Origin of the sequence: Nocardia sp. NPDC049190 (assembly GCF_040648115.1) — a bacterium.
Classification (GTDB): Bacteria; Actinomycetota; Actinomycetes; order Mycobacteriales; family Mycobacteriaceae; genus Nocardia.
This window is the reverse complement of sequence record NZ_JBEZDE010000012.1, coordinates 25,651-38,444: the sequence shown is the minus strand read 5'-3', so window position 1 is coordinate 38,444 and position 12,794 is coordinate 25,651. Positions and strand designations below refer to the sequence as shown.

Here is a 12,794-nt window from a genome sequence, read left to right as displayed (position 1 = left end):
GGTCAATCGAGTTGCCAGGTAACGCAGATGCTCGCGGAGATCTCGCTGTCGCCCACTTCGACCGGTACAGCGGCAGCGCGATAGGCCTCCATCGGTGCGGACGTGGGTCGCGCACGGGGGACAGGGGGTGCGGAGGCGGTGTTCTCGGTGATCACGAGGACCTTGCCGAGTATCCGTCGCGCCCGGTCCGCGTACTGCTCGGCCTTGGCGAAGGCGTTGTCCCATGCGGCGTCGCGGGCTCGGATCAGCAGGGATTCCTGATCGGCGAAAGTGAGTGTGAGGCCGCCGAGACGAACGTCGTCGCCGCCTGCGTCGACGCAGTTCGCGATGATGGTCGCCGGGCCGGGGTCGGCGTCCTCGCCGATGTCATGCAGGGCGATGGTCAATGCGGTGCCGGCCAGGTATCCGGTGATGCGGTTGCCCTGTCCTTCGGTCCACACCGTTTCGGTGTGGACCGACAGTCCGCTGGTGGCGATATCTGCGCCCGCGACACCATCGGAACGCAGCGACCGCGCCACCGCGGCCACGCGCTCACCGGCCTCGCGATAGGCGAGCGCGACCTTGCTCGCCCGCGATTCGATGGAGATCGTCACCCGCATCAGATCCGGGGTGGCGTTGACGGTGCCATGCCCGTAGGTGGTGACCGTGCCTGCGCGCGAGTCGGATTTCTTGCTCACAACGTTCTCCTAGAGGATCGGTGCCATTCGGACTGCTCAACGTGCGGTGTCACACCATCGTCTCCGCCGCGTGTCTCGGCAAATCAGCTCTCCGCCGATCGGACGCCCGCGCGAATCACTCGACGTGCCGCGGTTGCCGCACCGCGGGGGTCCGTCCGGGCGTCGATTTCCGGTGGTGCTCGGTTCGAGTAGCGGCAACGCCCGCCACCGGGTTACTACGCCGGGTTCGATTGTCGGCGCCACCACTTGCTAGGGCTCAGCCGCCCTGGCACGCTATGCCGAGTACCGTATGTCGAGGCTCACCTTTCGGCGCGATGTCGGCTGGTGTGATCGTTCTCGTGCGGGAGCATCGGCTGCCGCTCCGTAGACTGATCTCGATCAGATGAGCTATCCGGAGGGAGCGAGTTCAGGTGGGAGTGCTTTCCCGGGTCGACACACCCGAGGATCTACGTCGGCTGACCCTGCCGCAGTTGCGCGAGTTGGCGGAGGAGATCCGTGAGTTCCTGGTGCACAAAGTCGCCGCCACCGGTGGACACCTCGGCCCCAATCTCGGTGTCGTCGAACTGACCATCGCCCTGCATCGGATCTTCGAATCGCCCGGCGACCCGTTGATCTTCGACACCGGACATCAGGCCTACGTACACAAGATCCTGACCGGTCGCAAAGACCAGTTCGATTCCCTGCGCAAGCAAGGTGGCCTGTCCGGTTACCCGAGCCGAAACGAGAGCGCCCACGACTGGGTGGAGTCTTCGCACGCGTCGGCGGCGCTGTCCTACGCGGACGGCCTGGCCAAGGCGTTCGCGCTGCAGGGGCAGGATCGGCATGTGGTCGCCGTCGTCGGCGACGGCGCACTGACCGGCGGCATGTGCTGGGAGGCACTGAACAATATCGCGGGTGCCCCGGACCGTTCCGTGGTCATCGTGGTCAACGACAACGGTCGCTCGTACGCGCCCACCATCGGCGGTTTGGCCGATCGGCTGACCGCGCTGCGCACCCAGCCGGCCTACGAGCACGCGCTGGATACGGGCAAGCGCATCCTGAAGAGCATTCCCGGGGTGGGTGAGTCGGCGTACTCGATGATGCACGCGGTGAAGGCCGGGATCAAGGACGCGGTCAGCCCGCAGGAGCTGTTCAGTGACCTGGGGCTCAAGTACGTCGGACCCGTGGACGGCCACGACATCGTCGCCCTGGAGGCGGCGCTGCGCCGCGCCAAGGACTTCGGCGGGCCGGTCGTGGTGCACGCGGTGACGCAGAAGGGCCGCGGCTACGCCCCCGCCGAGAACCACGTCGCCGATCAGATGCACGCGTGTGACCCGATCGACCCGCTGACCGGCGTTCCGGTGGGCGGTCCGAAAGCGCTTGGTTGGACCGCGGTGTTCTCCACGGAGCTGATCGCGCACGCCGAGCGTCGCGCGGACATTGTCGCCATCACCGCCGCGATGCCGGGGCCTACCGGGCTCGCGGCATTCGGGGAACGATTCCCGGACCGGATGTTCGACGTCGGCATCGCCGAACAGCACGCCATGGCGTCCGCGGCGGGTCTCGCGTTGGGCGGGATGCACCCGGTGGTCGCGATCTACTCGACGTTCCTCAATCGCGCCTTCGACCAGTTGTTGATGGACGTGGCGCTGTTGAAGCAGCCGGTAACCGTGGTGCTGGATCGCGCGGGGGTCACCGGCACCGACGGAGCCAGCCACAACGGGATGTGGGATCTGTCGGTGCTCGGAATCGTCCCAGGCATTCGGGTGGCCGCGCCGCGCGATGCTGCGACGCTGCGTGAGGAGTTGGCCGAGGCGCTGGCTGTGCAGGACGGACCGACCGCGCTGCGGTTCCCGAAGGGCAGCGTCACCGAGGACATCTCGGCCGTCGAGCGCCTCGACGGGGTGGACGTGCTCCGGGTGGCCGACTCGGAGGGCGGTTCGGTCCAGACGGTGCACGGCGACGTACTGCTCGTCGCGGTGGGCTCGTTCGCGCCGGTGGCGTTGGCGGCGGCGAATCTGCTGGAGGACGAAGGGGTTTCGGTCACCGTTGTCGACCCGCGCTGGGTACTGCCGGTGTCGGACACCGTGGTGAAACTTGCCGAGAACTACCGTCTCGTGGTCACGGTGGAGGATGGCGGCCTGCACGGCGGAATCGGCTCGACGGTATCCGCCCGCCTGCGCGACTCCGGACTGGATGTCCCGACCCGCGATCTCGGTGTGCCGCAGCAGTTCTTGGACCACGCGTCGCGTGGCGAAGTGCACGGGGAACTCGGGTTGACCGCGCCCGACATCGCCCGCCGGATCAGCGGGTGGTTGGCTGCCCGCTGAGGCAGCCCTACCAGTACCGGCGGGCCTGTGGCCATGCCGACGCCATACTGATGGCTGTTGGTGTGCGGCACACCAACAGCGAAGAACTCGCCGGTGCGGGTCGCTCGACGCTTGGTGGTGTTCGGTCGTGCACTCCGAGTGGCGTTCGATAGGTCGCGAGTTCAGGTCTCGTCACGGGGTGCCGGTATCGGCGTGTGGTTCCGCTGCTGCAGAGGATTCGTTGACTGCGATCCTGCGGAGGATGCGCGAGCGAGCAGTGAACTGGAGTACCAAGGTCCTGTTGCCCCGGGTTTCGCGAAACGAGATCGTTCCTTCAGGTGGGATGTGGGGGTTGATATCCGCACGATCGGGGGATAGGTCGAATCGGTCGGTCAGATCTGCCTGAGTGAGTCGGATAGCGGGGGTGAGTACGAGCAAGCTGTCGGGTCCGGCGGGTGGGTTGCGGGGCAGGCGCAGCGAAATCGCTGAGAACGGACTGTCCTGCGGATTCCCTTGGAATTCGCGGATATAGGGATTCCTGCTGTCGACTTCGCGCAACTCCGTTGAGCAGGCCGCACTGACGCCCTCGGCGGTGAAGTCGTGCGAAGTCGACAGCACCGTGTCGATTGTCCGGTGCAGGGTGTCGAGCTGCGATGACCTCACGATGACTTCGGTCCGTTCCCATATCTGTCGTCGAAGATGCCACGGTAGAATTCTCTGAAGTAGCGGCCGTAGGTTTCGCCTATGCCGCTCATGTGCTCGTCCTCATAGATTTTCCCTATCGCTGCTCTCGCCTCGCTTCGAGTCAGATCTCCCCCCGCGTACCTATCGTAGATATCTTCGTACTGCTGCCAGTGTGCGCCGCTGACTTGGAGGCGTGGGCCGCCGTTGTCGGCGATTTCGCGCAGCACCTGGGCCTCGACCAGGGAAGCCTCGCCTTCGTCAGCGAAATGTTGGCGCGCGTTCTTCTCGACCCACTCCGCACGTGGCTCGCCGTGGTACGGAATCTCCGCTGGAAGCTTGTACTGCGCGTGGCCGACTTCGTGTGCGAGCAACCGTACCGCCGCCAGCGGGTCCCCCTGAGTGTTCTCGTCGATGACGATCGTCTTGATATCTCGATCAGCGTATGTGCCCAGATCCTTCTCGCCGTAGCACGCCAACCACCCCTTCTGTTCGAGCACACGGAACTTCGCGGAGAGTGTCGGCGATTTCGCGAGCAACCCCGCGACCTCCCGGCCGAATTCTGCGACGATTTGCGGGTTATGCGGGACTCTCGGGCGACCGGTGAACTCGCGGGTCCGGCCGGGACGGCTCGATACAGCGTCCGATATGTCGATCGAGCGCTCGCCCTTTCGATCGACCTCGGACAGCGTTTCCGCAGCTGACGCCGCGTTTCGTGAGGTTCTGCGGTACTCACGGGAAAGCGTGTCGGCGGCCCGTGTGACGTCGGCTTTGACGGTCGCGACCAGGCGACGGAGCGATGCGGCGACCCAGCTCAATCCGGCCGGTCTCCCTGCTCGAAGCCCCCTGGCCGTGGGTGTCGATTCTGTTTGTGCTCGTTTGTCACACCGACGCTCCCCACCGCAATGGCAGAGCGTGAACGGGTCACGCTCAGTGCGTGCCGAAAGAGTTGTTTTATGGCGCGGCAACTAGATAGCTAAACGATAGCGGATATACGTATTTGTCGGTAGGTGTCGAATTGTTACGCATGTATTGTGCGGTAACTAAAATTTAGTGTGAATTACCTTTATATGCTCTGGATGTATAGCATCGGAAATGCTTCGACGAGAATTGAACGGACGCAGCGGATTTCATACACGGGGCCGAGCTGCACCGCAGTCGGTCGCGCGGCGCGCGCGAACTGCTGTCCCAGCGGTGGGCTCGAACCCGAACACGCGCATTGTGGAGTTCTCGCGCCGGCTGGCACACCACGCCGTTCAGCCGCCTCGACGCTCGAGGCGGCGGCTGCCGGTGGCGCCGATCGCATGAGCCGGCGGCGCAGCCTGCCCGCTCTACGGCGCGGCGCGCACCAGATTCACCTGGTCAACGGCATGAAGTCGCACGAGCCAGTGGCCGCCCTCGGTGTCGGCACGGCTCGAGGTCGAGAAGATGTGTCGACGTTCGAGCTGCCGGAAACGCCGTGTCCCGAGTCAGTCGGCAGGCAGCAACGCTTCGGTCAGCACGGGCACCGTGAGCGCCCGCTGCCAGGGCCTGGCGCCGCCTGCCTTCAGGAAGTCGTCTATCGCCGCCGACGGTTCGGCGGGCGGTTCGGGCGCCCGGCTGTAGTCGGGGAGTCCGTCCCAGCACAGGCGGCGGACCAGATCCGGCGAGAGCAGGTTCTCCACCGGAATCGCGTGCTCGCTCGACAGTTCACCCATTGCGGCCCGTGCCTTGGTCAGACGGGCCGCTGCGGCAGGATCGCGCCGTTCCCAGCGATTGACCGGAGGCGGACCGTCGAACGGCTGGGTCAGCGGGGGGAGGTCGCTGTCGGGCAGGGTGCGGCCACGTTCGACCGCACCCAGCCATTCCCGGGAGTATCGGCGCTGGCGCGGCCCGCCGAACACCGGCAGTGCGCGCAGCTGCGCGATCGACTTCGGTTCCGCGGTCGCCGCGGCGATGATCGCGGCATCCGGGAGGATCCGCGCGGGCGCCACATCGCGTGCCCGGGCCAGTGCATCGCGAGTGGTCCACAGCTCGCGCACTACCGCGAGCTGCCTGGTCCGGCGCAGCGTGTGGATACCGGAAGTGCGTCGCCAGCGCTCGGCTTTCGGAGCAGGCGGCTCCAACATCCGAATGTGCTCGAACTCCTGTGCCGCCCATTCGGATTTGCGCTGCGCCGCCAAGTCGGCCGCGACCATATCGCGCAGTTCGAGCAGCAGTTCGACATCGAGTGCGGCGTAGTTCAGCCATTCGTCCGGCAGCGGTCGGGTGGACCAGTCGGCCGCACCGTGGCCCTTGCGCAGCGCCCGACCGAGCAGGCGCTCCACCATCGCGGCGAGTCCGACGCGTTCGAAACCGGCCAGCCGCCCGCCCAATTCGGTATCGAACAGACGCGCCGGGTGCAAGCCGAGTTCGGCCAATCCGGGCAGGTCCTGGTCGGCCGAGTGCAGCACCCACTCCAGCTCGTTGATCACACCGGCCAGCGGGGCAAGGTCATCGCCGACCGGGATCGGATCGATGAGGAACGTACCCGCGCCGGCTCGGCGCAATTGGATGAGGTACGCACGCGCCGAATAACGGAATCCAGACGCGCGTTCGGCGTCAACAGCCAGCGGGCCGGCGCCGGCGGCGAGACGGGTGGCGGCGGCAGCGATGTCAGCGGCGGTGTCCAGTACCGGGGGCACGCCCTCCGCAGGCGCGAGCAGAGGTGTCGCGGCCGAGGGTTCGGATTCGTCTGGTACGGACATGGTGTTGAACTTTACGTGCCGTCGCGTGGACGCCGCCGTCCTACCGTCATCAGTGTGTCGAGCCATCGGCGTCGATGTCTCGGGCCGACGGTGCGCCGCCAGCCCGGCGCAGGTCATACCGCGCGGGAAGCCGCGCTCATCCTTGGTCGCCGGACAGGCCGTGTCGCATCTGCAGCTGGGTGATCCCGGCGGGTGGGAGTCCGGCGGCATAGGCCAGCACCTCGCAGAAGGCCTCCACGTGCGGGCGCATGTCGGTGGTCATCGCGGTCCAGGAGGCGCGCAGCTCCAGTTGGTGCGCACGCGGCGGACCGGCGATATCACCGTAACGCACCGAGCTGGTCGAGGTCACGGTACCGCCGAGCGCGGTGAACGGTTCGGTTCGCGTCTCCAGCGCATCCACCAGCCAGCTCCACGCCACCTCGGGCAGGAGCGGATCGGTGGCCAGCGCGGCATCGATGTCGGCCTGGATGTAGGCGACCAGTCGTAAGGTGCCGTGCCAGGTATCGTCACCGTCAGGGTCGTGTAAAAGGATCAGTCTGCCGAACGCGTCGCCCTCGGAATCCACCGGTACCACACCGGTTTCCGGATGTTTGACCTCGGCGCCGATGGCGTAGGAATAAGGCGCGAGCCTTTGCGGCGGCCGGATGGGCGCGAGCTCGATCCGGGGGTGCACGGTAGCGGTGCCCATCGCATCGACCGCGGCGCGAAACTGAGCTGGCTCGCCATGGGGTCCCTCGGTCGGTGCGGCGCCGTCGCGGAAGTCGAGCGGTGTCACGGAAGGTGACGGTAGACCTTGTGCACCCAGTCCAGTCGGAGGCGCGCCGCTGTACTCGATCCGGCGTCCATGGGCCCGTTTGTGGTTACGCATGCTGCCGTCCCTGGGTTTGTCGCTCCCGCTGTGCTCGGTGGCGTTCGCGCGCCTTTTCGCGGTTGCGCATTGCCGCCTCCGGGTCCGTCGCTCCCGCCGAGCCCGCATACGATAGCCGTGATGAGCACTCATACCCGCCGCCGGTTGACCGATGCCCCGTTCCTGGCCGCCGCCACCGGCGCGACGCCGAGCAGACGGCCGGTGTGGTTCATGCGCCAGGCCGGACGTTCGCTGCCCGAGTACCGCGAAGTCCGCGCGGGCATCGGGATGCTCGAATCCTGCTTCGATCCCGAGTTGGTCTGCGAGATCACCATGCAGCCGGTCCGCAGGCACCAGGTCGACGCCGCGATCCTGTTCTCCGACATCGTCGTTCCGCTCAAGGCGGCGGGCATCGACCTGGATATCGTGCCCGGCGTCGGGCCGGTGGTCGCGTCGCCGGTGCGGGTCGTCGAGGACGTGCGTGCGCTGCCTCGGCTGCGGCCCGAAGAGGTCGGCGCGGTCACCGAGGGCGTGCGTCTGCTGGTCGACGAGCTGGGGGAGACGCCGCTGATCGGGTTCGCCGGCGCGCCGTTCACGCTGGCCTCCTACCTGGTAGAAGGCGGGCCGAGTAAGAATCACGAACGCACCAAGGCGATGATGCACGCCGACCCGCGGACCTGGCACGCGCTACTCGGCGTGCTCACCGATGTCACCATCGCATTTCTGCAGGCCCAGCTGTCCGCGGGCGTCGACGCGGTACAGCTGTTCGACTCGTGGGCGGGCGCGCTCTCGCTGGCCGACTACCGCACTTTCGTGCTGCCCCACTCCGAGCGGGTGTTCGCCGAGATCGCTGACGCGGGCGTGCCGCGCATCCACTTCGGCGTCGGAACCGGCGAGCTGCTCGGCGTCATGGGCGAGGCGGGCGCCGACGTGGTCGGTGTCGACTGGCGGGTGCCGCTGACCGATGCCGTCCGTCGTATCGGGCCGGGAAAAGCGTTGCAAGGCAACCTCGATCCCGCGGTGCTGTTCGCCGGCGCGACGGCGATCGAGGCGGAGACCCGCCGTATCGCGCGCGAGGCGGACGAGGCGATCACGCTAGGCGCCGCCGGACACATTTTCAATTTGGGTCACGGGGTCCTGCCGGATACCGACCCCGGTGTGCTGACCGCGCTGGTGGAACTCGTCCACGAACTGTGAAATCCGCGCGGTGTGTCGTGGTCGCGTCGGCCAGGGGGCGCCGGTGCTGTGTGCGACAGGCGCTGCGCACGATACGGTCGAGGTATGCGTATCGCGGTGATCGGCGGTGGGATCAGTGGGCTGGTGGCCGCGTTTCGGCTGCGAATGCTCCTCGGGCCGGACGCCGACCTGCTTGTGCTCGACCGGGCTGACCGGGTCGGAGGAATCCTCTACACCGGCGAATTGGCGGGCCAACCGTTGGATCTCGGGGCGGAGGCGTTCGTCGGACGGCGCCCCGAGATGCCGGCGCTGCTGCGTGCGCTCGATCTCGAATCGCAACTGGTGACGCCCGCGGGCCTGCGCCCGCTGCTGTGGTCGACCGGTGTCGGGCATCCGCTGCCCGAGGGCACGCTGATGGGCATTCCGGCGAACGCCGAGTCGATGCGCGGACTCGTCGACGCCGCGACGGTGCAGCAGATCGCCGCCGAGCCCGATCGGCCGCTGGCCTGGGAACCCGGCTCGGACATCGATGTCTACAGCCTGGTCACCGAGCGATTCGGCGCGCAGGTTGCCGCGCGCAGCGTGGATCCGTTGCTCGGTGGCGTATACGCGGGCAGCTCGCGCTCCATCGGTGTCCGCGCTGCGCTCCCTACGCTGGCCACTGCCCTGGACAACGGTGCGCCCAGCCTCACCGCCGCCGTCGGTGCCGCGCTGCCGCCGCCGTCGACCGCACCGGTCTTCGGCGGAATCCGCGACGGTTACCGGGCGTTGCTCGACAAGCTCGTCGCGCGCGCGGCCGCACGATTCGTGACCGCGACACCGGGCACCCGGCTGGCCAGGGGCCCGCGCGGCTGGGTGGTCGACCCGATCGGCGCGGTGGACGCCGTGGTGCTCGCCACTCCCGCGCCGGTGACCGCGCGGTTGCTCGGTGCCGTCGCGCCGGTCGCTGCGGCAGCACTGGCGGGCGTCGAACTGTCCTCGTCGGTGGTGGTCGCTCTCGCCCTGCCGCGTGACACCGCATTGCCACAGAACTCGGGAATCTTGGTCGCCACCGGAGAACCCTTGCGCGCCAAAGCTTTCACTCTCTCCAGTCGTAAGTGGACCCATCTGGCGCAACGCGAAACCGCGCTCGTCCGAGTCTCTTTCGGCAAGTTCGGCGACGACACGACGCTGTCGTGGCCCGACGCCGACCTCATTACCGCCGCCGCCGAAGATCTGGCCACCGTCACGGGCGCCGCGATCGAACCCACCTCGGCGGTGGTCCAGCGCTGGCCCGGCGGCCTCGCCCAGTACGCACCCGGACACACCGTCCGCATCGCGGCGATCGAAGCCGAGATCGTCTCGCTGGACGGCCTCGCCGTCGCAGGGGCGTATCTGCACGGCGTCGGCGTGCCCGCGTGTATCGCCTCCGGTACCGCCGCCGCGCAGCGGATTGCGGCGAGCGTCGGGGCGGAAGTTCCCGGATAATCCACGCCCGCGGCCCCAGCTGGCACGGCCGAGTGGCACGATAGGGCAATGGCACGACTCGACTATGAAAGTCTCAATTCCACGATTCGGTACCTGATGTTCTCGGTCTTCCAGGTGCAGCCCGGCGTGCTGGGTGAGGATCGGGAGGCCACGATCAAGGAGGCTCGCGAGTTCTTCGACGGCCTCGCCTACCGTGACGTCGTGGTGCGCGGCATCTATGACGTGGCGGGTATGCGCGCCGACTCCGACTTCATGATCTGGTCGCACGCCGAACGCATCGAAGACCTGCAGGCCGCCTACGCGGACTTTCGTCGCACCACCGAACTGGGCCGGGCCAGCGCGCCGGTGTGGAGCAATGTGGCGCTGCACCGGCCCGCCGAGTTCAACAAAAGCCACATCCCGGCGTTTCTAGCCGGTGAGGATCCGGGGAATTACATCTGTGTCTACCCGTTCGTCCGGTCCTACGAGTGGTACCTGCTGCCCGACGACGAGCGCCGCAAGATGCTGGCCGACCATGGCAAGGCCGCGCGCGGCTATCCGGACGTGCGGGCCAACACGGTCAGCTCGTTCGCGCTCGGCGACTACGAGTGGATCCTCGCCTTCGAGGCGCCGGAACTGCACCGGATCGTCGATCTGATGCGTGATCTGCGGGCGACCGAGGCGCGGCTGCATGTGCGTGAGGAGGTCCCGTTCTTCACCGGCCCGCGGGTCGAGATCGAGAAATTGATCGCGACGTTGCCCTGACCCGATCAGGCCGGTGCGGTACAGCCCGTAGACCGCCGAACACCACCCGATCCCCGATTTTTCGGGGCATTCGCGTGGTGCGACGGATCCGTACTCTTCGACGGAGCGCCAGGCTAAGACTCCGCTGCGCTGTCCGAGGGGTGCAGCCGCAGGGCGATGGAGTTGATGCAGTAGCGCTTGTCGGTGGGCGTGTTGTACCCCTCGCCCTCGAACACGTGGCCGAGGTGGCTGTGGCAGTTCGCGCACAGCACTTCGACCCGATGCATGCCGAGGGCGTCGTCCGACCGCAGAATCACCGCGTCCGAGGCCGCCGGATCGAAGAATGACGGCCAGCCGCAGTGCGAGTCGAACTTCTCGGTGCTGCGGAACAACTCGGTGCCGCAGGCCCGGCAGGTATAGACGCCTTCGGTCTTGGTGTCGGTGTACTCACCGGTGAAAGGGCGCTCGGTGGCAGCGTCGCGTAACACCGCGTACTCGTCGGCGTTCAGCTTCGACCGCCATTCCTGCGGCGTGAGCTGGATCCGCGGTACAGGCAGAGACGTGTCGGCTTCGAAACTCATTACTCCACGCTAATACGCTTCTGCTCTTCTGGCGCCGATCCATTGGGTGACCGGACCGAATCCGCCGCCACCGCCTCGTTCGATTTTACCGACGGCGCGGGCGCCGGCGCCGGGTCGCGTGAATCCGGCGCGGATCGCATCCACGCGGGATCGATCCCGAACGGCAACCGGCCTTCGCGCCGCGCGGCCAGGTAGCGGTCACCCAGCACGCAGAACACGACGACCAACAGCAGGCCCCAGCCGAAGGTGATCCGCAGGTATTCCAGGTTCCGGCCGACGTGCTGCCAGCGGTCCGACAGCCACTTGTCGTAGCTCATGAACCCGAAGATCGCCAGCCAGGCGGGCCAGTTGCGGAGCACCGAATTGCGCAGCACCACCGTCATCAGGAAGGGGAACAGCATCATCGAGTAGTACATCTGCCCGAGTGAGCTGAGCAGGAACGAGGCGGTGAGCAGCACGCCCGAGGCGGTGCAGACGAAGAACACCTCGTCGTCGCGGTAGTAGCGGTACAGCAGCCACAGCGTGAGCATGACCAGCACGCCCATCACCAGCCGCATGCCCCAGGTCAGCCATGGCGGCAGACCGTAGTACTCGCCGTTGCCGACGATCGCGCTGTTGAAATAGTCGCGGGACTCGAAGATGTACGGGGCGGTGCGGGTGAGGAACTTCTCCGGGTCCTTCGACAGCGGCCAGGCGATGGCGGTCAGCGCGATCGGCACCCCGACAGCGGTGATGAACACTTTCCATTGCCCGCGGACGAGCGCGATCAACAGTAGGGGCGCCAAGGTCGGTTTCACCGCGATACTCAATCCGAGCGCGGCGCCCGCCCAGAGGTCCCGCCGTTTCAGCAGCAGGTGGATGAAGATCAACTCCGCGAGCAGCACGCAACCGTTGACGTTGGTGAAGACCAGCGTGTTGATCACCGTCTCGGACATGAACATCGCCAGCAGCAGCGCCGGCGCGGCGACCGAGTTCAGCGTGTACCGGAACAGCCGCAGCAGCAGATACCACGCGATCAGGATGGCGATCGCGTTCAGTGCGATGAACAGCCAGCGTGACTTCTCGTAGTCGATGGCCGCGATCGGTGCGATGAGCAGGGTGCCGCTCGGCGGATACAGGTAGTGCGGGTCGACCGAATCGAAGTTCGCGGTATAGACCGGACGTCCGTTCAGGAAATCGAGGGACGCTTGATAGACCGGCCGGTAGTCGTCGGTGATGAAACCATTGACAGCCTTGATGAACACCCGGTTCAGCACGGTCATGACCGCGAGGGGCCACAGTGCGAACTTGATCACCTCAGCGGTGGTGCGAGCGGTCCGGGGCTCGAGCTGTCGAAGGAACACTGGGGCACGGTACACCGGATCCGATCCGGGTGGTTGCCGGGACCCTGTCCGACGCGTCGCCGTCGCGGCCGCGCTACCGGTGATTCAGGCGGGACAGGCGGTCCCGTCGGCGGGGAGCTTGGCATCTTTCAGATAGTTCGACAACGCCTGCTGCGCGCAGCCGGAGTGGGTCGAGACCGGATGACCCCACCCTTGCCAGGTGAGCGTCGCATGCCGGGCGCCTGCCGCGCCGAGCGCGCCGGTCACCGATGCCTGGCCGCCGTCGCCGACCACCGGGTCGGCGAC

Annotated in this window: 12 protein-coding genes; 4 read left to right on the top strand and 8 right to left on the bottom strand. The window is 67.0% G+C overall.

Annotation, left to right across the window (positions count from 1 at the left end; translation table 11 throughout):
* Positions 1-2: 2 nt before the first annotated feature.
* A complete protein-coding gene (locus AB0B25_RS13165) occupies positions 3-677 on the bottom strand; it encodes an SIMPL domain-containing protein (RefSeq protein ID WP_357177863.1) in 675 nt (224 codons plus the stop codon).
* Between the two features lie 410 nt (positions 678-1,087).
* Here AB0B25_RS13165 and dxs point away from each other — a divergent pair, with 410 nt between their 5' ends.
* Positions 1,088-2,986, top strand: coding sequence for a 1-deoxy-D-xylulose-5-phosphate synthase (gene dxs, locus AB0B25_RS13160; protein ID WP_357177860.1), 1,899 nt, complete (start codon positions 1,088-1,090; stop codon positions 2,984-2,986).
* A 171-nt stretch (positions 2,987-3,157) separates the two neighbouring features.
* On the opposite strand, the gene AB0B25_RS13155 is transcribed toward dxs, so the two are convergent.
* The 4 genes from AB0B25_RS13155 to AB0B25_RS13140 form a co-directional block, all read right to left on the bottom strand.
* Positions 3,158-3,583 (bottom strand): hypothetical protein, encoded by a 426-nt coding sequence (locus tag AB0B25_RS13155; RefSeq protein WP_357177857.1) that lies wholly within the window; start codon positions 3,581-3,583, stop codon positions 3,158-3,160.
* A 41-nt stretch (positions 3,584-3,624) separates the two neighbouring features.
* A complete protein-coding gene (locus tag AB0B25_RS13150) occupies positions 3,625-4,464 on the bottom strand; it encodes a DUF6782 family putative metallopeptidase (RefSeq protein ID WP_357177854.1) in 840 nt (279 codons plus the stop codon).
* Positions 4,465-5,115: 651 nt separating this feature from the next.
* Positions 5,116-6,372: a ribonuclease D gene (locus AB0B25_RS13145; protein ID WP_357177852.1), complete on the bottom strand. Its 1,257-nt coding sequence runs from the start codon at positions 6,370-6,372 to the stop codon at positions 5,116-5,118.
* A 136-nt stretch (positions 6,373-6,508) separates the two neighbouring features.
* Positions 6,509-7,147: a DUF3000 domain-containing protein gene (locus AB0B25_RS13140; protein ID WP_357177849.1), complete on the bottom strand. Its 639-nt coding sequence runs from the start codon at positions 7,145-7,147 to the stop codon at positions 6,509-6,511.
* 204 nt (positions 7,148-7,351) lie between these two features.
* On the opposite strand from AB0B25_RS13140, the gene hemE reads away from it, so the two are divergent.
* The 3 genes from hemE to hemQ all read left to right on the top strand — a co-directional run bounded on the left by hemE (position 7,352) and on the right by hemQ (position 10,606).
* Positions 7,352-8,416: a uroporphyrinogen decarboxylase gene (hemE, locus tag AB0B25_RS13135; protein WP_357178165.1), complete on the top strand. Its 1,065-nt coding sequence runs from the start codon at positions 7,352-7,354 to the stop codon at positions 8,414-8,416.
* A gap of 84 nt (positions 8,417-8,500) precedes the next feature.
* Complete coding sequence (locus AB0B25_RS13130) at positions 8,501-9,862, top strand: protoporphyrinogen oxidase (RefSeq protein ID WP_357177846.1); 1,362 nt, start codon at positions 8,501-8,503, stop codon at positions 9,860-9,862.
* A gap of 48 nt (positions 9,863-9,910) precedes the next feature.
* Complete coding sequence (hemQ, locus tag AB0B25_RS13125) at positions 9,911-10,606, top strand: hydrogen peroxide-dependent heme synthase (RefSeq protein ID WP_357177844.1); 696 nt, start codon at positions 9,911-9,913, stop codon at positions 10,604-10,606.
* A gap of 113 nt (positions 10,607-10,719) precedes the next feature.
* Here hemQ and msrB read toward each other — a convergent pair whose 3' ends face one another.
* The 3 genes from msrB to AB0B25_RS13110 all read right to left on the bottom strand — a co-directional run.
* Positions 10,720-11,166, bottom strand: coding sequence for a peptide-methionine (R)-S-oxide reductase MsrB (msrB, locus tag AB0B25_RS13120; protein ID WP_357177841.1), 447 nt, complete (start codon positions 11,164-11,166; stop codon positions 10,720-10,722).
* Positions 11,166-12,509, bottom strand: a complete 1,344-nt coding sequence (locus tag AB0B25_RS13115; protein WP_357177838.1) for a glycosyltransferase family 87 protein — start codon at positions 12,507-12,509, stop codon at positions 11,166-11,168. Before AB0B25_RS13115 ends, msrB begins: the two co-directional genes overlap by 1 nt.
* 84 nt (positions 12,510-12,593) lie before the next feature.
* The coding region (locus AB0B25_RS13110) for an alpha/beta hydrolase (RefSeq protein ID WP_357177835.1) at positions 12,594-12,794 on the bottom strand (201 nt) is incomplete at its 5' end.